Source organism: Burkholderiales bacterium, assembly GCA_013695435.1.
Taxonomy (GTDB): domain Bacteria; phylum Pseudomonadota; class Gammaproteobacteria; order Burkholderiales; family JACMKV01; genus JACMKV01.
Window position 1 is genome coordinate 13,366 of the sequence record JACDAM010000041.1, and the last position, 20,376, is coordinate 33,741.

The 20,376-nt window shown below is 58.5% G+C and carries 16 protein-coding genes; 5 read left to right on the forward strand and 11 right to left on the reverse strand.

Annotated features, from left to right (window positions below):
- Positions 1-13 precede the first annotated feature (13 nt).
- The 3 genes from H0V78_02205 to nrdR all read right to left on the reverse strand — a co-directional run bounded on the left by H0V78_02205 (position 14) and on the right by nrdR (position 2,472).
- Entirely contained in the window at positions 14-760 is a 747-nt protein-coding gene (locus tag H0V78_02205; GenBank protein ID MBA2350625.1) for a class I SAM-dependent methyltransferase, read from the reverse strand.
- Between the two features lie 26 nt (positions 761-786).
- Positions 787-1,884, reverse strand: coding sequence for a bifunctional diaminohydroxyphosphoribosylaminopyrimidine deaminase/5-amino-6-(5-phosphoribosylamino)uracil reductase RibD (ribD, locus tag H0V78_02210; GenBank protein ID MBA2350626.1), 1,098 nt, complete (start codon positions 1,882-1,884; stop codon positions 787-789).
- Positions 1,885-2,001: 117 nt separating this feature from the next.
- Positions 2,002-2,472 (reverse strand): transcriptional repressor NrdR, encoded by a 471-nt coding sequence (nrdR, locus tag H0V78_02215; GenBank protein MBA2350627.1) that lies wholly within the window; start codon positions 2,470-2,472, stop codon positions 2,002-2,004.
- 290 nt (positions 2,473-2,762) lie between these two features.
- Here nrdR and H0V78_02220 point away from each other — a divergent pair, with 290 nt between their 5' ends.
- Together H0V78_02220 and H0V78_02225 are read left to right on the forward strand one after the other, a co-directional pair.
- Positions 2,763-3,278, forward strand: a complete 516-nt coding sequence (locus H0V78_02220; GenBank protein ID MBA2350628.1) for a TRAP transporter small permease subunit — start codon at positions 2,763-2,765, stop codon at positions 3,276-3,278.
- Positions 3,278-4,603: a TRAP transporter large permease subunit gene (locus H0V78_02225; protein ID MBA2350629.1), complete on the forward strand. Its 1,326-nt coding sequence runs from the start codon at positions 3,278-3,280 to the stop codon at positions 4,601-4,603. The genes H0V78_02220 and H0V78_02225 overlap by 1 nt, the downstream gene beginning before the upstream one ends.
- Before the next feature lie 48 nt (positions 4,604-4,651).
- Here the strand turns inward: H0V78_02225 and H0V78_02230 are convergent, their stop codons facing one another.
- From H0V78_02230 to H0V78_02245, 4 genes are all read right to left on the reverse strand, one after another.
- Complete coding sequence (locus H0V78_02230; protein MBA2350630.1) at positions 4,652-5,734, reverse strand: TRAP transporter substrate-binding protein; 1,083 nt, start codon at positions 5,732-5,734, stop codon at positions 4,652-4,654.
- Positions 5,735-5,907: 173 nt separating this feature from the next.
- Positions 5,908-7,248 (reverse strand): metalloprotease PmbA, encoded by a 1,341-nt coding sequence (gene pmbA, locus H0V78_02235; GenBank protein ID MBA2350631.1) that lies wholly within the window; start codon positions 7,246-7,248, stop codon positions 5,908-5,910.
- A 397-nt stretch (positions 7,249-7,645) separates the two neighbouring features.
- Positions 7,646-7,912 (reverse strand): hypothetical protein, encoded by a 267-nt coding sequence (locus tag H0V78_02240; protein MBA2350632.1) that lies wholly within the window; start codon positions 7,910-7,912, stop codon positions 7,646-7,648.
- A 4-nt stretch (positions 7,913-7,916) separates the two neighbouring features.
- Complete coding sequence (locus H0V78_02245; protein MBA2350633.1) at positions 7,917-8,453, reverse strand: DUF4864 domain-containing protein; 537 nt, start codon at positions 8,451-8,453, stop codon at positions 7,917-7,919.
- A gap of 145 nt (positions 8,454-8,598) precedes the next feature.
- Between H0V78_02245 and H0V78_02250 the strand changes: the two genes are divergently transcribed.
- The 3 genes from H0V78_02250 to H0V78_02260 all read left to right on the forward strand — a co-directional run bounded on the left by H0V78_02250 (position 8,599) and on the right by H0V78_02260 (position 13,911).
- The gene (locus H0V78_02250) at positions 8,599-9,132 is read left to right on the forward strand and encodes a Slp family lipoprotein (GenBank protein MBA2350634.1); all 534 of its coding nucleotides are present in this window, start codon (positions 8,599-8,601) and stop codon (positions 9,130-9,132) included.
- A gap of 334 nt (positions 9,133-9,466) precedes the next feature.
- On the forward strand, positions 9,467-11,632 hold the full coding sequence (locus tag H0V78_02255) for an HDOD domain-containing protein (GenBank protein MBA2350635.1): 2,166 nt from the start codon (positions 9,467-9,469) through the stop codon (positions 11,630-11,632).
- Between the two features lie 77 nt (positions 11,633-11,709).
- Positions 11,710-13,911: an EAL domain-containing protein gene (locus tag H0V78_02260; protein ID MBA2350636.1), complete on the forward strand. Its 2,202-nt coding sequence runs from the start codon at positions 11,710-11,712 to the stop codon at positions 13,909-13,911.
- A gap of 274 nt (positions 13,912-14,185) precedes the next feature.
- Here the strand turns inward: H0V78_02260 and H0V78_02265 are convergent, their stop codons facing one another.
- The 4 genes from H0V78_02265 to ampD all read right to left on the reverse strand — a co-directional run bounded on the left by H0V78_02265 (position 14,186) and on the right by ampD (position 20,321).
- Positions 14,186-14,746, reverse strand: a complete 561-nt coding sequence (locus H0V78_02265; protein ID MBA2350637.1) for a histone H1-like repetitive region-containing protein — start codon at positions 14,744-14,746, stop codon at positions 14,186-14,188.
- Between the two features lie 374 nt (positions 14,747-15,120).
- Positions 15,121-16,290 (reverse strand): ribonucleotide-diphosphate reductase subunit beta, encoded by a 1,170-nt coding sequence (locus H0V78_02270; GenBank protein ID MBA2350638.1) that lies wholly within the window; start codon positions 16,288-16,290, stop codon positions 15,121-15,123.
- 320 nt (positions 16,291-16,610) lie between these two features.
- Complete coding sequence (locus tag H0V78_02275) at positions 16,611-19,487, reverse strand: ribonucleoside-diphosphate reductase subunit alpha (protein ID MBA2350639.1); 2,877 nt, start codon at positions 19,485-19,487, stop codon at positions 16,611-16,613.
- Between the two features lie 279 nt (positions 19,488-19,766).
- The gene (ampD, locus tag H0V78_02280) at positions 19,767-20,321 is read right to left on the reverse strand and encodes a 1,6-anhydro-N-acetylmuramyl-L-alanine amidase AmpD (GenBank protein MBA2350640.1); all 555 of its coding nucleotides are present in this window, start codon (positions 20,319-20,321) and stop codon (positions 19,767-19,769) included.
- Positions 20,322-20,376: the final 55 nt, after the last annotated feature.

Below are 20,376 nucleotides of genomic sequence, written 5' to 3' on the forward strand. Positions count from 1 at the left end.
ACGGGCGCCTAGCTCAATTCTTTGTGCCAGCCAGCAGATGCAGCGGCCACGCAATCACGCGCTTCATGGTTTCCGGCCCCCACGCGGCGCGCAGTTCGCTGTCGATTTCGGTGCGCGGATCGCGGCCGGTTGCAGCGAGGTAACGCCGGCTCGCAGACCATGTACCGAGGTAGCCGAGCAGCTCAGCCAAATCCCATTCGACTGTCATCTCGAATTCGCCAATGCCGATGCGCTCGAACGGAAACGGCAGGCTGCGATAACCGTCCTCGACCAGCGCGCGTTCCGGCGGCCAGTAAGGGCCGACGACATCGCGATAATAGCGAGTGAATACGCGGTCGATGTCCGGCGCAATCATGCGCTCCCCGTAACACCACGCGGCGATGATGCCATTCGGCTTCAGCACGCGCCGCGCCTCGGCGTAAAACTTTACCAGATCGAACCAGTGCAAAGCCTGGCCGACTGTGATCAGATCGACACTTGCGGAGCCTTGCGAAGATTGCTCGGCTGTTTCGACTTTATATTCTATATTCGGGAGCCGCGCCGCGTTCCCGATTTGCTCCGCACTGGCGTCGCTGGCAATCACGCGCGCAAACAATTTTGCGAGGGCGACCGCGGCCTGGCCACTGCCAGTCGCGCAATCCCACGCCAACTCGCGCGCCGGCGCGCTTTCGACAAGCTTCGTGAACAGCTCGGCTGGGTAACGCGGGCGATATCTGGCGTACTCGCCGGCGTGCCCGGAAAAATGATCCTTGAATGCCATGCGCGAGGCGCGAGAGACCAGAGCTGTCAGCGACCAGCCAGGGCGGGAGCGCCATCTGCCGATTGCTCGATCAGGCGTGCGACGATGCGGATAGCGCCGCCGACTTTGCGCAGGTCGGTGATATTGAGCTCCCGTCTGCCCGACAGATCGGTGAGCTCGGGCAAATCGAACATGCCGCGCGCGGTATCGCCGAACAATTGCGGCGCGAAATACAGCAGGAGTTCGTCGACGAGCCCGGCTTTCAGCAGCGCACCGTTAAGCTCCATGCCGGCTTCGACCAGCACTTCGTTGATCTCGCGCTGCGCGAGTTCCTGCATCAGTTGCGGCAGTCCTACCTTGCCGGAATCGCCGGGCACCAACGCAACCTGCGCGCCGGTTTTTTCCAGGCGTTTGACGAGCCCAGGAAAATGTAGAGCCGACGCGACCAGCACGCCGCCGCCTTTCAGCACCCGCGAAGTCAGCGGAATTTGCAACTTGCTGTCGATGATCACGCGCAGCGGCTGGCGCGTCGTTTCGACTTCGCGCACGTTCAATTCCGGATCGTCCTTGCGCACGGTGCCCATGCCGGTCAGCACAGCGCACGAACGCGCGCGCCAGTGGTGGCCATCGCGCCGGGCGCTGGCGTCGGTGATCCAGCGGCTTGCGCCGTTGTTGAGAGCCGTCTTGCCGTCGAGGCTGGCGGCGATTTTCAGCCGGATCCACGGGCGGCCGCGCGTCATGCGCGAAACGAAACCGATGTTCATCTCGCGCGCTTCGTGCTCGAGCACGCCCGACTCGACCTCGATCCCGGCTCTCTTCAATCGTTCGAAACCGCTGCCCGCGACTTTCGGATTCGGATCCTGCATGGCTGCGACCACGCGCCTGACCTTTGCTTCGATCAAGGCATCGATGCACGGCGGCGTGCGCCCCTGGTGACTGCACGGCTCCAGAGTCGTATACACGGTCGTGCCTGCGGCCTGGGCGCCAGCCGCTTTGAGCGCGGCGACTTCGGCATGCGCTTCGCCGGCTTTTTCATGAAAGCCCTCGCCGACGATGCGGCCGTCGCGTGCGATCACGCAGCCGACGCGCGGATTCGGGCTTGCGGTGTACAGGCCGCGCTCCGCGAGTTGCAGGGCGCGCGCCATCATGGCGTAGTCATCAGGCTGCGGCATAAGTGGGTCGTCGTATTGTCGGTTGCGATTTCTGAATAAAAGCAGACGAACGGGCCGGGCGTCCTTGGCATTCGTGCTGGTTCCCCCGTGCTAGCGGCGCCTCCTTTTTGGCGGATTTTGCACTTCCTTGATGGCGTCGTGAAAGTCACCGACGTCCTGGAAGCTTTTATACACCGAGGCGAAGCGTATATAGGCAACTTTATCGAGCTTGTAAAGTTCCTGCATCACCATCTCGCCTATTTGACGTGATGCCACTTCACGCTCGCCAAGCGCCAGCAGTTTCTGCGTGATGCCGTGCATTGCTTTATCCACGGTTTCGGCTGCGACCGGCCGCTTGTGCAACGCCCGCGAAAAGCCGGTACGTAACCGTTCGGCGTCGAATTCGGTGCGCGTGCCGTCCTGCTTCACGACCTGCGGCATGCGCAATTCGACTGTTTCGTACGTCGTAAAACGCTTTTCGCAAATCGCGCAGCGGCGGCGTCGGCGTATGCTGTCGCCCTCCTCGTTGACGCGGGAATCGACGACCTGCGTGTCGGCAGCGTTACAAAAAGGACATTTCATGGCAATCCGTTTGGCGAGCCGCGAATTTTACCGTAAACGGCTGGCATCTGTTCGACGCAACTCATTTCCCGGCGCGACGCGTTACTTGATGGCGGCAAGACTCCAGCAGATCATTTAGCGGCCGCCATGTCTCTGAATCGAGTTCATCGATGGCGGGCTTTAAAGCGCATTGCCGTCCAGATTCGGATCTCTTGATCGAAACCACGTGATATCCCTGGCGTTACAATGACGCGGAGTCAAAACCTGCGCAAAACCCTGCGCGTACCAAAAAACCTCGAACATTTGCCGTCTTGTACTTCCTTCTCCGCATAGCCGCCTTCATCGATGCGCTGAACGAGCGCATCGGCCGCGCGTGCGCCTGGCTGGTGCTGATTGCCGTTCTCGTTTCAAGCGGCAACGCGGTTTCGCGCTACACGTTCGGCATGAGCTCAAATGCGTTTCTCGAGATTCAGTGGTATCTGTTCGCCGCGATCTTTCTGCTCGCTGCCGGCTATACGCACCGACACGATGGCCACGTGCGCGTCGATGTCTTCTACAGCCGATGCTCGAAACGGACACGGGCATGGATCGACATTTTCGGTGGATTGCTGTTTCTGTTGCCGATGGCGATCGCCATCCTCTGGTTGTCGTGGCCGATGGCCGCGTCGTCGTTTCAAATCAATGAGGGTTCGCCCGATCCGGGCGGTCTTTTGCGCTGGCCTGTCAAGCTGATGATTCCACTTGGTTTCGCCCTGCTCACGCTGCAGGCGATCGCCGAGATCATCAAGAAAGCCGCCACCATTACGGCCACGGGCTCAGCGCCGTAATGATCTTCGAGCTGATGGGGCCGTTGATGTTCGTCGGGCTCGTCGTTTTTCTGCTGCTCGGCTATCCGATCGCTTTCTCGCTTGCCGCGGTCGGGCTGCTGTTCGCGGCGATCGGCATCAAGCTCGATTTGTTTCAGGTCAGCCTGCTGCAGGCCTTGCCCGATCGCATATTCGGCATTATGTCGAATCAGACCTTGCTCGCGATTCCGTTTTTCACGTTCATGGGCGTGCTGCTGGAACGCAGCGGTCTGGCCGAAGATCTGCTCGACACCATGGGTCAGTTGTTCGGCCGCTTGCCCGGCGGCCTCGCCTACTCGGTGATTTTTGTCGGGGCCCTCCTCGGCGGGCCCGCCGGCGTGGTGGCCGCGGTGGTGATCGCCATGGGATTGATTTCGCTGCCGATCATGCTGCGCTATGGCTACGACGTTCGGCTCGCGACCGGAACCATCGCCGCGTCCGGCACCTTGGCGCAGATCATCCCGCCCAGCATCGTGCTGGTCGTGCTGGCTGATCAGATGGCGGTTTCGGTCGGCGATTTGTACGCCGGCGCGCTGGTTCCAAGTCTGGTGTTGAGCGGACTCTATTTCGGCTACGTCTTCCTCGTCACGCTGATCAATCCGAAAGCCGCGCCGCCGCTGCCCGCCGAAGCGCGCGTTTTGCGAGGGAGCGCGCTGGCGCGGCGCGTGGTATCCACTATGCTGCCGCCGCTCGCGCTGATTTTTCTCGTGCTGATCACAATTTTTCTCGGTCTGGCAACGCCAACCGAAGGCGCCGCCATGGGCGCCGCGGCGACGCTGGCAATGGCGCTCGCCAGGCGCAAGCTCAACTGGAAGCTGCTGCGCGAAGCGATGGACCAGACCGCGCGCCTCACCAGCTTCGTGATTTTCGTGCTGATCGGATCGACGATTTTCACGCTGGTATTTCGCGGCGTCGACGGTGATCTATGGATAGAAAGCCTGATGACCGCGCTGCCGGGCGGCGCGCTCGGTTTTCTGATCTTCGCCAACGTCGTCGTTTTCCTGCTCGCGTTTTTTCTGGAATTCTTCGAGATCGCCTTCATCCTGGTGCCGCTGTTCGCGCCGATCGCGCAAAAGCTCGGCATCGACCTGGTCTGGTTCGGCGTGCTGCTCGGCATCAATATGCAGACGTCATTCCTGCACCCGCCGTTCGGCTTCGCGCTTTTCTATCTGCGCAGCGTCGCGCCGGCGTCGATCAAGACCAGCGATATCTATTGGGGCGCGGTCCCGTTTGTGATCATTCAGATCATCATGGTAGCGCTGGTCATCGCGTTTCCGGCAATGGTAACGAGCTTCGTCTCGCGATAAGTCCGTGTATTTCCCATCGCGGGCAGGCGCGGAAATCCGGAACCTTGGCTAAACCTTATTGGCGTACACAAACCGCTCGAACGCAGCCTCATTCGCAGCGAACCACTGATACTGCTCGTCGCGGAATTTCTTCCAGTTGTCGTAGATTTTTTTGAATGCCGGATTCTTGCCGGCTTCTTCGGCGTAGATTTCGAACGCGGTTTTCTGGGCGGCTTTCATGAGATCGTCGGGAAAGCTTTGCAGCGCGACACCGGATTTGATCAGGCGCTGCAGAGCCGCCGTGTTTTTGGCGTCGTACCCGGCAGTCATGTCGAGATTGACTTCCTTGCACACCGTCGCGAGGACTTCCTGGTAGGGCGGCGGAAGTTTTTTCCACTGCTCGGCATTGACGATCAGGCTCACGGTGGCGCCCGGTTCCCACCAACCCGGCGCGTAGTAGTTTTTCGCGATCTTGTAAAAGCCGAGCTTTTCGTCGTCGTAAGGGCCGACCCATTCGGTGGCGTCGATCGCGCCGCGCTCCAGCGAGGGATACACATCGGCGCCGGCAATCGTCTGCGGCACCGCGCCGAGCGCCGCCAGGATGCGTCCGCCCAAACCCGGAATCCGCATCTTTAAACCCCGGAAGTCGGCAAGCGATGTCACTGGCCGCCGAAACCACCCCCCCATCTGGGCGCCGGTGTTGCCGCACGGAAAGTTGACAGTGTTGTACTGCGCGAACAATTCGCGCATCAGCTGCAGGCCGCCGCCGTAGTAGAACCACGAATTCTGCTGGCGCGCCGTCAATCCGAAGGGCAGCGTCGTGTCGAATGCAAGCGCGAGATTTTTGCCGATGTAGTAGTAAGCCGCGGTATGGCCGCATTCGACGGTGCCCTGCTGCACAGCATCGAGCACCTGCAGGCCGGGCACCAATTCGCCGGCGGCGAACGCCCTGATCTGAAATTTGCCATCGGTGAGCATGGCAACGCGCCGCGCAACCATTTCGCAGCCGCCAAACAAGGTATCGAGGCTTTTCGGCCAGCTCGTCGCCATGCGCCAGCGAATTGCGGGCAGATCGTGCGCGATGGCGGGCGCCGCAAGTGCGCCGACCGCGGCCCCTGCGCTCAAACGTTTCAGGAACGAGCGTCTTTGCATCTTTATTCCTCCTGGTTAACCTGATCTCTCAGGTTGTGACGCATCTTTGGCGTCCGGACTTTGCGGCCAGTTTTTGGAAGTTCATTGGACGGACGCGATGCGGCCAGAACTGCTGCCATCGACGCGAATGCTCAGGCGAGAAACGGCAGACTGCAGTGGCGCCTGCGCGATGGTCAATTGCCGGCGATCGTCATATTGTCGATCAGGATCGACGGGCAATGTTTGGAGCCGCGTGCCAGTACGTCTGAACCGATCTCGGTAATGCTGCGAAACATGTCCTTCAGATTGCCGGCGATGGTGATTTCATCGACTGCGTGCACAACCTCGCCGTGCTCGATCCAGAAACCGGCGACGCCGCGCGAATAATCACCGGTCACGAGATTCACGCCCTGGCCGAGGACTTCCGTGACAAGCAGACCGCGATCCATTTTCTTCATCAAGCCGTCGAGATCGAGCGCCCCTTTTGCGATCACCAGATTATGATTGCCGCCGGCGTTGCCCGTCGTTTGCATGCCGAGCTTGCGCGCCGAGTAGCTGCCAAGAAAATAACCGCACAGCACGCCGTCCTTGACGATATCCCGCGATCTCGTGGCAACCCCTTCGTCATCGAAAGCGCTGCTCGCGAGGCCGCGCTTCAAAAACGGCAGATCGCTGATCTGCACGATCGGCGAAAAAATCCGGGTGCCCAGCGCATCCAGCAAGAACGACGATTTGCGGTAAAGGCTGCCGCCGCTTGCCCCAGCGACGAGATGGCCGATCAGGGTTGCTGCGACCGGCGCTTCGAACAGTACGGGCGATCGTCCGGTTTTTATCTGGCGCGAATCGAGGCGCCGGACCGTGCGCTTGCCGGCGATCGCGCCGACGCGCGCAGCCGCCTCCAGATCCTGCTCGGCCCGCGCCGTCGTGTACCAATCGTCGCGCTGCATGCCGTCATCATGGCCGGCAATGACCGCACAACCAATGCTGTGGCGGGACGTCGGGTAACCGCCCAGGAAACCGCGTGAATTGCCGTAGATGAACTGCGATTCATGGACGCCGACTGACGCGCCTTCGGAATTGTTGATGCGCTCGTCGATGCTGAAAGCGGCGGCCTCGCACGATTTCGCGAGTTCGATGGCGTCCTCGATCGGCAGATGCCAGGGATGATATAAATCGAGGTCGGGGAATTCGGTCGCGAGGTTTTCTTTATCGGCGAGCCCGGCGCAATCGTCCGACCCCGTAAAGCGGGCGATCGATAAAGCGGCATCGACGGTATCGCGCAAGGCCTGCGGCGTGAAAACCGAGCTCGTCGCATGGCCGCGCTTGTGGCCGGCATAAACGGTGACGCCGATCGCTTTGTCGCGGTTATACTCGATGGTCTCGACTTCATTCCGCCGCACAGTGACGTTCTGGCCGAAGCTTTCGTGCACTTCGGCTTCGCAATCGCTGGCGCCGCGTTCGAGCGCGCGCGCCAGCAGATCGCGCACCATTTGTTTGAAGGTATCGGCGCTGTGATAAAAACGATGGTCGGACATGAAGTGGCGTGCGGGATAGACTAAGAGCTTGTCCGTAAATAATTCAGTCCTGCGCCGGGATCAATTTGAGCGCAGGCCGCGAAGCAAGACGCGCCGTTGTGTCGGCCACAACCAGGCGGGCGCGGACACGTTGGCGGCGACCCCGCCCGTTTGCGGGTAGCGCCCGCGAGGCCTGCTCCCGCAAACGGCCGTTTTGCGGTAACGGGTCGCAGGCCTCCTTGCGACAAAGGGATGCGCTCACATTGATCCCGGCCCGAAGGGTTGGCGCCCGAAAGCGCGTCTGCCGCGTTGCGAGCCTTGCCCAATGCATGACATTCGGGCTGCGACTCGCGACTTGCATCCATCGCTTTGGGGCGCCAACGCAGGGCTGAATTATTCACGGACAAGCTCTAACAGGCTAAGGCTTGGGCCTGGATTTGGGGTCGGGGTCGGGCATCAAGGCGACCAAGGCGGCTTTCTGCATCTCCATGGTCTTGATCGTCATTTGCAGCAAGCCGAGATTCATCGCCAGCCAGTTTTCGACGGACTTCAACTCCGAAATCTTTTTCTCGAGCTCATCGGGGTTGATGGTAGGCGTCAGCATGCCGGGGAACGGTAACGACATCGGGTTCCACATCTTTTGCATGAACTCGAACATATCGCCGGGAGCGGACGATTCAGCCATGGTCTTATCCTCTATCGAAATGAAAGGCGCCCGCAATCGGGCTTTGAACTGGGCCGGCGACCGGATCGTCGCGCCCGACCCGAAGAGCCGCATAAAACGCATTGAGCGGGACAAGCTGGCAGCCGTTTATCTTCCATTCGGCGCTACCGGCCGCTCCCTCGCGCTGCATCGAATAAAGCGCGACCACAACATTGCCGTCCGGCGCAAGCACCTGCCCGGGCTGCACCGGTACGTCATCGACGATTGAGGGCGGCAGAAAGGTGAACGCGCGCGGCCGATAAACGGCTGCGTAATTCTGCCTGATCATAGAGATGAATTGGCGCGGCGTCTGAAACAGTTTCCGCAATGCCGGCGACGCGTACGAAAACGCGGTTTCCGCATCATCCTCCAGAAGTGCGTCGATTTGCGCGTTAATGACGGCGCGGATCGCGATCCAGTCATCCTCGCTCATCGCCGATTGCTGAGCCGCGGCTGGCAGGCCGGCGGTCAAGCCAAAGCAGGTCATCCACAGGAACAGGAGCCGCTTCTTGGTCAACTTCATGGTCGATATGGTACTCCGATCGATCACCCGGAACCCAGGTCATCCGGCTTGCGGCTGCTCATCTGCATTTCAAGGAACGACCCGGCATCGCCCGTAAACCTCGGTAAAGCGCTGCGGTCATACCCAAGGTAACAGGACAAACCCAATGAAAATTATCCATCCAGCGCTATTCGCTTGCCTGACGCTGAATTCGTTTACCGCCGAAGCGGTGCGTGACCGCGAACGCACGCTCGATCGCGATTTCCAGGGACCGCGCGTCGAGTGGCAAGGTGCGATCGTCGCCCGCATCGAGGATGACGGGGATACCTGTTTCCTGCTCGAGCGCCTGGCTGACCCGTACCGGTCGCGAGGCCCGCGCGAGGTCGCCCGCTTTATCGCTTGCAATCCCGGTCCGTTCGATCAGGACCGCTTCGCGCCGGGCCAGATTTTGCGGGTCACCGGCAATCTCGGCGAGGCGGTTCCGCGGCGCATCGGGGCAGAAGTCTGGGAGCAGCCGATTATCGCTGGCTCGATCCTGAAACGGGAATCTGCTGCGGATTATCCGGCCCGCTATCATGGCAGCCCTTATTACGATCCGTTCTACGCGCCGTTTTACGCGCATCCTTATGGCTACCCGTATGGGTACCCGCATAACCCGGGGTTTTCTACCCATTTCTTCTTCGGCAGAGGCTGGCATTAGGGCTTATGCTCGAAAACCCGAGCTAAACATGGAGTCTCGGCTTGAGGTGCCGGGAAGTCATCAAGACTGTTAGAATCAGTTGGCCAGGCGCGCGCAACACCAGCAACCGCAGGTACGGGGAAGGTACCTGATTCGAATAAATTTTCAATGCGATGTAAAGGACTTTTCCTGGCATGGCATGTGAGTTGCTGACAGTACGGTCATAGGGAGACGAAAGCCGAGGGGTCGCGCAACCGAAGATCTCGATCGGCAGACTCAGCAGCAGCAAAGCAAATGACCCATCGGCCGCTTCACGTCGATGCGTTTGCCGTCTCGCCCCATTCAACAAGAAAAGATGAGCGAGCTTCCACAGAAACTACGGGAACGGATAGCAGGCACAACACTGCCGTCGCTCCCGCACGTCTTGTTGAAGGTGCTGCGGACTTTCAATAGCGAGCGGGTTAATATCGCTGACCTGAGCCGTTTGATCAATCTCGACGTTGCGCTGCGCAACAGAATCGTTGCACTGGCCAACCCCTTGAGCAACCAGAAGCCTGCTCAAATCGTTTCGCTCGAACAGAGCATCGTGGCACTTGGGCTCGACACCGTCCGGACGATTGCAATCAGCGCCGCGATCGCCGAGGTATTCAAACCGCAATCGCCAATTCGGCGAGCCGAAGCGAAACGTCTGTGGCGGCATGCCGCGCACGCGGCTGCCATCGCAAAAAGGCTGGCTGAGCTCACGCAGTACATGCATCCCGAAGAAGCGCATCTGGCCGGCCTGCTGCACGACGTCGGCCAGCTCGTGCTGGCCGCCGCGTTTCCGGAGCAGTACGCGCAAGTCCTGGCAGAGCCGGATGAACTTCGGCAAATCGATATCGAGCGCCAGCAATTCGGCGCCGATCACGCGCAAGTGGGCTTTTGGTTGATGGGCCACTACCAACTGCGTTCCATCATCGGCGACGCGGTCCTCTATCATCACGAGCCCACAGAACGGATAGTCGACGCGCACTTATTGGTCAGGATCGTCAGTGCGGCGCACGCGTTATCGTCAGACATCGCCGCACAGGTTGCGGGCGGAATCGAACTGGCCGAGCGGCTATTCAAGTTGCCCGCGAACGAAATTCTTGCCGTCGTCGAACACGCCCGCAAAGAGGTGCGGCAGGACGCTGACTATCTCGCGCTGAATATCGAAAAAGGCGTCGAGTCGATAGCACAAGACACCGCGAAGCGCAGAAAGCCGGTCGAAATCGAGTTGAGCGATGATGACAATCCGATTGATGCAGAGCTCGCCGAAGAAATCCGCAGCATCATGCTGTTGAACGGGGTCCGGCAGGCGATTGCCGCGGCTGCCGGAGAACCGGCGGTGCTCGCCGCGATCCGGAAAAGCGCACAAATCCTGTTTGGCGTCGATGCGACTTTCTTCATCTATGAACCGGGCAGTAACCTGCTGCTCGTCAGACGCGCGTCCGGCGATGCGGCATCAAACGACCAGATCAGCGACCAGATCGTCATTCCATACGATTCGGGAGATAGCTTGATCGCGCAAGCCGTGCGCGGCGATGCGCCGCTCAACTCATTCAGCCGCAACGCCGAGCTTGCCATCATCGACCAACAGGTGATCCGCGCGACCCAAAGCGCGGGGATTTTGTGCCTGCCGCTGATCATCGGCGAGAAGACGCTGGGGGCGATTGTGTTCGGCGTCAACGCCGAAACCGCGGCAGCGCTGAGCGAGAACATGCATTTCATCAGGGCATTCGCGAATCTTGCCGCGAGCAGTCTGGACGCGTTCAGAAGCCGTGAGGCTTACGAGAGGCTCATCGAAGCCAATCGGGAAGCTGAAACCGCGGGTCACTTGCGCAAGATCGTGCACGAGGTCAGCAATCCGCTGTCGATCATAAAAAACTACATCAGCATATTAGGTATGAAGCTTGGCCCTGACGATCCCAGCCGGCAAGATCTCGAGGTGCTGAACGAGGAGATCGATCGCATCGTCGGCATCATTCGCAGCTTGTCCGATCCGCACACGCCTGCTGTCGATATGACCGCGGAGGCCGATCCCAACCTGATCGTCTCGGAAGTCGTCGAGCTGTGCCGGAAATCGCTGTTTGCACCGAACCGGATAAGCCTGAAACTCGATCTTGATCAATCGATGGAGACCGTTGCTACCAACAAGAACGGCGTCAAACAGATTTTGCTAAATCTGGTGAAAAATGCAGCGGAAGCGATGGTTGACGGTGGCACGCTGTCTCTTTCGACGGCAGACAGCGTCAACCGCGACGGCGAAGACTACGTGGCAATAACCATCAGCGACACCGGCCCGGGTATCCCGCCTTATGTTATGTCCCATCTGTTCGAGCCGGGCAACAGCAGCAAAGGCAATGGCCACGCCGGATTGGGTCTGGCCATCGCCAAAAACATCGTCAAGGAATTGCGAGGCTTCATTACGTGCCGAAACACACAAAGAGGGGTTTCATTCGAAATACTGCTGCCAAAAAAACCCTCTGGATCGATCGCCTGATAATTTACATTCGAAATTAGCGCGCCTAAACTCGCTCAAAACGTTTTGACGGTTCAGGCGACGACAGGGAGAAGAGAATCAGCGCTATCGAATACCCGGTCCCCGAGTACCGGGCGTCCTCTTCAAAAATACTGATTGTTGACGACGAACCGCGGCTGCGCACCAGTCTCAGACGGCTGATCGCTCCGCACGGCTACGCGCTGGACCTGTGCGGCAGCGGCAGCGAAGCGATTGCCAATCTGCAACGCGCCCGCTTCGATCTAATTTTGCTCGATCTTGTGTTGCCCGACATGACCGGGCTCGACGTCATGGAATTCATCAGCGGTAAACGACTGGATACCACGGTGATCGTCGTCAGTGGCGATACGTCCATCAATTCCGCAATCGGGACCTTGCGCCGCGGCGCCTACGATTTCATCCGCAAACCGTACGAGCCTGAAGAGCTCCTGAAAGCGATCGATAATGCGCTGCGCAAACGTTACCTCGAAAAAATAAATCGCCGCATCAGCGTCAAGCTCGAACATTCAGAGCGCTCCTATCGCTATCTGGTCGACAGTTCACCCGATATCATCTACACGCTGAATCAGCAGGGCAACTTCAGCTTCCTCAATGACCGCATCGAGAGCCTGCTCGGCTTCGCCAGGGATGAACTGCTGGGCAAGCACTACACGGCGATTATTCATGATGAGGATTGCGATCGCGCGGCCTACGTGTTCAACGAGCGCCGAACCGGCGAGCGCGGCGCACGCAACGTCGAACTGCGGCTCAAATGCAAACAGGGTTCCGAGCGATATCGTCTGTTTGCGACGAATTACATCACCGTCGTGCTGAATGCAATGGGCGTATACAAAAACGGCGGCGGCGTCCAGCCGATGCTGTTCGCCGGCACGCATGGCGTCGCGCGCGACATCAGCGAGCGCAAGAAGGCCGAAGATACGATCAGCTATCAGGCTTACCACGACATGCTGACTGACTTGCCGAATCGGGCATTGTTCAAAGACAGACTCGGCCTCGCGATAACCCACGCCCAGCGCAGCGGCCACCTGCTCGCGATGATGTTTCTCGACCTTGATCGCTTCAAGCTGGTGAACGACACCCTGGGTCACGTGAAGGGCGACGAATTACTGCAAGCTGTCGCGCAGCGTCTCAAAAATACCTTGCGCAAGGGCGACACGCTGGCGCGCGTCGGCGGCGACGAATTCACGTTGCTGCTGCCGGAAATTAACAGCCGGGACGATGCGGCTTTGATCGCCCAGAAAGTACTCGATGAGCTGCGGCGTCCATTCCTGATCGAGGAGCAGGACATTTTCTCGACGGTCAGCATCGGCATCGCCGTATTCCCGGACGATGGCGACGGCATCGACGATCTGATCAAGAATGCCGACATGGCGATGTACCACGGCAAATGGGAAGGCAAGAACAACTATCAGTTCTATAGCAAAGCCATGAACGTCGTGTTCCAGCAGCGGCTGGCGGGCGAAAGCGAATTGCGCAAGGCGCTCGATCGCGACGAGTTCGTGCTCCACTACCAGCCGCAAGTCAATATCGTAAGCCGCAAAATAATCGGCATGGAGGCCTTGATCCGCTGGCAGCATCCGACCCGCGGGCTGGTCAGTCCGGCTGAATTTATGCCACTTGCCGTAGAAACAGGCCTGATGCCAAGGATCAGCGACTGGGTTTTGCGACACGCATGTGCGCAGTTGCGGTCGTGGCGCGAAGCCGGCTTGCCGCCAGTACGCGTCGCGGTCAATCTCTCACCCCAGGATATCGAGCAGTCGCGCTTCGTCGAGAAAGTGCTGGGTGTGCTGCAGGACAATTATTTCGAAGCCAACGCGCTTGAAATCGAAATCACCGAGAACGTCATGATGCGCGACATCGAAAACACAATGACCAAATTGAGCCGGCTAGGCGCGCTCGGTGTGAAGATTGCGATCGACGACTTCGGTATCCACTATGCGTCGCTCAACTACCTGAAGAAGTTTCCAATCCACACCATTAAGATCGATCAATCGTTCGTGCAGGACATCACCTCCGACGCGAGTGATGCGCCGATCATTACCGCCATCGTGGCCATCGCGAAAGGCTTTAGGCTGAATTTGATTGCGGAAGGCGTGGAAACATTGCGCCAGCTCGAAGTGATACGTGCGCTGCACTGCGTTGAAATGCAGGGCTTTCTGTTCAGCGCCCCATTGTCGCCCGCGGACGCGACAAGAATACTTGCCAATCAGCAAGAACTCTTTCTGCCTCTCAATCATCGGAACGACGTTTCCGAACATTAGGGCCTATTCACACCTAAATCATGCCCGCGCTTTGTTCTCGCGGGACGAAATGCTAGGCGGACGGCGCTGTGCGTCCAGAATTTACCGGCTTTAAGACCATCGACAAATTTGCAAAGGGTTATCGGGTGGTTTACGGATAGCGGAACATGAAGGCTGGCGCCCACCGCGCGGAAACCGGCTTGACAAAAGCGGCCGACATAACCGCTTGGACATCTGTAGACCAGACGGCAGCGCGACGAAAGTATCGGTGCTGCCGCTGGCCTTCCTGCAGCCTTTAGTTTGGCCGATTGCCAGACATCGGAAAAGGCCAGGCGCCTGGAACAGGAGCTGGTTTTTCCGATTCCGATGCTTCGCTCGGCGTTGAGGTTACCGATCCGGTTGGCTTGACCACTGGTTTGGCTGCCGGCATTGCGGCCGGCTTTCTCGCAGCTGGTATTGCCGCCGCTTTTCTGGGCGCTGCTGTTTTCGGCGCAACCTTTCTGGCGACCGGTTTTTTCGCAGCGGCAGGTTTAGCAGCTTTGGTGGCGGCTTTTTTAGCGGCGGGTTTCTTCGCCGCCGTCTTGCTCGCGGATGGCTTTTTGGCCGCTGCCTTTTTAGCGGCAGGTTTCCTGGCCGCTGGTTTCTTCGCCGCTACCTTTTTAGCGGCAGGTTTATTCGCAGCGGTTTTCTTGGCCGCTACCTTTTTAGCGGCAGGTTTCGCTTTGGCTGCGGGCTTTTTCGCTGCCGTTTTTTTAGCAGCCGGCTTCTTCGCCGCCGCTTTCTTAGCAGGTTTCTTGGCCGCCGATTTCTTGGCCGCCGGCTTTTTCGCTGCACTTGCTTTCGGTTTTGTTGCCATGTCCAACCTCCTGTTCAAGTTATAGGAACGTCCGTTTCAACCGCAACGCTACCAATAGCCGCGTGCATATGGCAAAGGCTGGACGCACGCGTCCAGCCTTCTTGCATTGGCTATTACTGCTACAACAGCGATGATCCACGAAGCAGAATGGTCGCCAAAGCCCTGCGCTCGCCAAAAGCTTCTCTCGAAAAAGTGCGATTTAACAGTGCCCCGTTTCCAGTCCGCGTTCCTTTATCCTCGCTTGTTGATCTGCTCGTCCGTTTCGAAACATCCGGCAACCCTGGCTCCTGGTCGGCGAGGAATGCTTCCGTAGACGTTAAGGTTGATTTCGGCGGGTCCCGTTTATGACAGTGATCCGCGACGGGCAGCGAAGGTCAATCCCAATTCAGTGCGCCTCCCGTCTGATATTCGGTAACGCGCGTTTCGAAGAAATTCTTCTCCTTCTTCAGATCGACCATTTCCGACATCCACGGAAACGGATTGGTAGCGCCGACGAACAGGACATCAAGTCCGATCTGCTGGCAGCGGCGATTCGCGATGAAGCGCAGATATTCCTTGAACATCGGCGCATTCAAACCGAGCACGCCGCGCGGCATCGTATCTTCCGCGTAGCGATACTCGAGTTCAACACCGCGCTGAATCAAGCCGCGAATTTCTTCGCGGAATTCGCTCGTCCACAGATGCGGGTTTTCCATTTTTATCTGGTTGATCACGTCAATGCCGAAATTACAATGCATCGATTCATCGCGCAAGATGTATTGATACTGTTCTGCCGATCCAGTCATTTTATTTTGCCTTCCGAGCGCAAGTATTTGCGTAAATCCAACATAAAAGAACATTCCTTCCATGATGCACGCGAATACGATCAGGCTTTTCAGCAACTGCTGATCGGTTTCCGGTGTGCCGGTTCTGAATTCGGGATTGGTCAGCGTTTCGATGAACGGGAGCAGAAATTCATCCTTGTCGCGAATACTGCCGACCTCGTGATACATGTTGAACACCTCTCCCTGATCGAGGCCGAGAGATTCGACGATGTACTGATAGGCGTGCGTATGGATCGCCTCCTCAAACGCCTGCCGCAGCAAATACTGGCGGCATTCGGGATTGGTGATGTGGCGATATGTGCCAAGCACAATGTTGTTGGCGGCGAGCGAATCGGCAGTCACGAAAAAACCGAGGTTGCGCTTGACGATCAGCCGCTCGTCGTCGGTCAGGCCGTTCGGATCTTTCCACGTCGCGATGTCGCGGCTCATGTTGATTTCCTGCGGCATCCAGTGATTCGCGCAGCCGGCCAGGTATTTGTCCCATGCCCATTTGTATTTGAAAGGGACGAGCTGATTTACGTCGGCGCGGCAGTTGATGATCTGCTTGTCCTCGACTGTCACGCGGCGCGTCGCGTTGCCCGCGGTGTAGCGCTCGTCGCTTGCTCGCCGGTCTGCCGCTGGCTCGACGATTTTCTGCTCGCTCAATACCGCGCGCGTCTGACTGCCGGCAAAACCTTGCGCTTCGTTTTCGCCGCCGTGCCCGCTTTCAAAGCTCAACATGATTTTCTCTCTCCTGGTATTTTTCGTTGGCGGGACATTTTGTTCCCGGCCCAAAGGTGTTCTGACTTCCAGCAGTCGGAAGTTGGTTTGGCAGACGCCGCTATCGGGCTCGCCTGCTCTTTGTACTGGCTCCTGATATACGCCAGATGAATCCGCGAAAGTCCGTCATATCGATTCACAAATCGCAATGCTCGTTTCAATTCAAGTCCCTCGCCGTTTGTCCAAAAAAACCGGCTTCCAATTTGTCTTTGGCGCTATACGCCAAACGCCTTCTGCGCCGCTGAGGTTTGGCAGACACAGACCGAGCGGGAGTTGTAAATTTACTGACAAACCTCGCACTCCGGACTCGATATCGAACAAAACTGTTCGCCCCGCGCCTGCCCGGACGACACCGCATTCAGCTCGCCGCCCTTGCCGGTCGATTTCTCGGCGTGACTCGCGCCTAGCGTGCGCAAGTAATACGTCGTCTTCAACCCCCGCAGCCACGCCAGTTTGTAAGTCTCGTCGAGCTTCTTGCCTGAGGCGCCTGACATATAGATGTTCAGCGACTGCGCCTGGTCGATCCATTTCTGGCGACGCGAGCCGGCTTCGATCAGCCACGTCGGCTCGACCTCGAACGCGGTCGCATACAGCTTGCGGATTTCGGCTGGAACGCGGTCGATTTTCGCCAGGCTGCCGTCGAAATATTTGAGATCGGCGATCATCACCTCGTCCCACATATCGAGCTTTTTGAGATCGTTGACCAGATACTGGTTGGTCACGGTGAATTCGCCCGACAGATTCGATTTCACGTACAGGTTCTGATACGTCGGTTCTATGCTGGCCGAAACGCCGATGATGTTGGCGATGGTCGCGGTCGGCGCGATAGCGAGGCAGTTCGAGTTGCGCATGCCATGCCTGGCGATGCGGGCGCGCAGCGCATCCCAATCTAGCGTGCTCGATTGGTCGACTTCTAGATACCTTGTCCCGAGCCCGGTCGTGGGGCCGCCGCGTTCATCGCCCAGCAGTTTCAGCGAATCCTGCGGCAGGACGCCGCGCGACCAGAGCGAACCCTCATAAGTTGCATAGCGGCCGCGCTCCTCGGCCAGTTCGGTCGATGCCCAGCAGGCGGCATAGGAGACGGCCTCCATCGAGCGATCGGCGAATTCGACGGCGGCGTCCGATGCATAAGGAATGCGCAGCTCGTGCAGGCAATCCTGAAAACCCATGATGCCGAGACCGACCGGCCGGTGCTTGAGATTGGCGTTGCGCGCTTTCGCCACCGCGTAAAAGTTGATGTCGATCACGTTATCCAGCATGCGCATCGCGGTGGTCACGGTGCGTTGCAGCTTTTCGCGGTCGAGTTCAAAGTCCCCTTCGACTCCGCTCAGGACGGGCTTCAAATGCGCCGGCAGATTCAGTGAACCGAGGTTGCATACCGCGATTTCGTCCTCGTTGGTGTTCAGCGTGATCTCGGTGCACAGGTTCGAGCTGTGCACGACGCCGGTATGGCTTTGCGGCGAGCGGATGTTGCACGGATCCTTGAAGGTGATCCACGGATGACCAGTTTCGAAAAGCATGGTCAGCATCTTGCGCCATAGCTGCTGCGCCGGAACTTTCTTGAACAGCCTGATTTTTCCTTGCGCAGCTTTTTTCTCATAAGCCGTGTAAGCCGATTCGAATGCGCTGCCGGTCTTATCGTGCAGATCGAGGACATCGGAAGGCGAAAACAGCGTCCACTCGCCATTTTCCATGACGCGCTTCATGAACAGATCGGGCACCCAGTTCGCGGTATTCATGTCGTGCGTGCGGCGGCGATCGTCGCCGGTGTTCTTGCGCAGTTCGAGAAATTCCTCGATATCCATGTGCCAGGATTCGAGATAGGCGCACACCGCGCCTTTCCGCTTACCGCCCTGATTGACGGCAACCGCCGTATCGTTGACGACTTTCAGGAACGGCACGACCCCTTGCGATTTGCCATTGGTGCCCTTGATATGCGAGCCCATTGCCCTGACTTGCGTCCAGTCATTGCCGAGCCCGCCGGCGAATTTCGACAGCAGCGCGTTTTCCTTGATCGCTTCGTAGATATCGTCAAGGTCATCGCCGACCGTCGTCAGATAGCAACTCGACAACTGCGAGCGCCGCGTGCCGGAATTGAACAGCGTCGGCGTCGAACTCATGAAGTCGAAGCTCGACAGCAGGTTGTAGAACTCGATCGCGCGCACCTCGCGATTCTTTTCGTTCAAGGCCAGGCCCATGGCGACGCGCATGAAAAACGCTTGCGGCAGCTCGATGCGTTTGTCATCGACATGCAGGAAATAGCGGTCGTACAGGGTTTGCAGGCCTAGATAGCCGAATTTCAGATCGCGCTCGGGGTTCAGCGCCGTGGCCAGGCCCGCCAGATCGAATTTCAGCAAGCGCCGATCGAGCAACTCGGCGTCGATGCCGCGCTGAATGAAGGCGGGGAAATATTCGGGATAACGCGCGGCCATTTCGGCCTGCGGCGTTTCTCGGCCGAGAACCTCGAGGCGTATGGAGTTGAGCAGCAGGCGCGCCGTGACGAAGCCATAAGCCGGCTCTTTCTCGATCAGCGAGCGCGCCGACAATATCGCCGATTTGCGGACTTCCTCGATCGGCACGCCTTCATAAATATCTTTCAGTGTGGCTTGCAGAATAGGCTCGGACCTGACCGCATCGCCGAGCCCGGCGGAGCAATCGGCGAGCAGGTCTCGCAAACGCGAAATATCGAGGGGCGCCAGCCGGCCCGCTTCCATTACATTGATCGCAGGCGGCGTCAATCCAGCCTTGGCCTCGCGCTCTTTGGCCCGACTTTTCGCGCGCTCTTCGCGATACAGCACGTACGAGCGCGCGACGTCGTGCTCGCCGGAACGCATCAACGCCAGCTCGACCTGATCCTGGATATCTTCGATATGGAAAGTGCCGCCGTTCGGCTGGCGCCGCATCAGCGCGTTGACCGCGTTTTCGGTCAGGGTTACGACGAGTTCGCGCACGCGCGCCGATGCCGCGCCCTGGCCTCCGTTGACGGCGAGGAATGCCTTGGTCAGCGCGATCGAAATTTTTGCCGGCTCGAAACCGACCACCGCGCCATTGCGGCGAATGATCTTGTACTGCGCGTAGCGCGCATCGGATGCGGACCGTTCGTCCAGCGAGAACCGGGTTATCTGGGTCGGGGAAATCGCGGGTGTTGCAAGCTGCATGCCTGTCTCCTGTTTTAGATGGCGACGCTTTTCGCACGCCGCGCAGTCAAAATATCTACACCTTATACACAGCTTATCCAACGAGTCATACACAACCTATTGTGGTTTTACGTGATGACGCTACTAATTCTAGTACTCTCAGCAACAGAGTCAACAACTTTCGAAGAAAAAATCTGCCGCCCCGGAGGACCTCTTGAACTGCCGATTTGAAAAGGGAATGGACAGCGGGTCGGCCCTCACGCAAACCCGCCTGCGCAAAAAAAGCGGCGCCTGAAGTTTTTATGAGACCGCGAGCGCGGCTCGGTAACGCTGCCAGTCGAAGCAAGGTCCCGGATCGGTTTTGCGGCCCGGGGCGATATCGGAATGGCCTTTTATATCGGAAATCGGGTAGGTCGCGCGCAGCGTCCTGGTGAGTGTCGCCAGGCCTTCGTATTGGCAATCGGTGAACGGTATGCTGTCGCAACCTTCAAGCTCGACGCCGATGGAAAAATCGTTGCAGCGCTCATGCCCGCACCAACTGGAAATCCCTGCGTGCCAGGCGCGCTTGTCGCAGGAGACGAACTGGATGATTTCGCCGTTGCGGCGAATCAGGAAATGCGCCGATACGCGCACATGCGCGATCGACCGGTAATAGGGATGCGCTGCAGGATCGAGACGGTTGGTAAATAATTCGATAATGCCGTCGCCGCCGAATTCGCCCGGCGGCAGGCTGATGTTGTGAATGACGAGTAATTGAACGCTGGAATGCGCTGGACGCTCATCAAAATTCGGCGAGGCGATGAAACTGGCTGCGGAAAGAAGGCCATTTACATCGATGGACGACGATTGATTCACGACTACGGCGCGGAAACTTCCGGATATTTGCGGATTTTTCGAAGGTTTTCGTCGA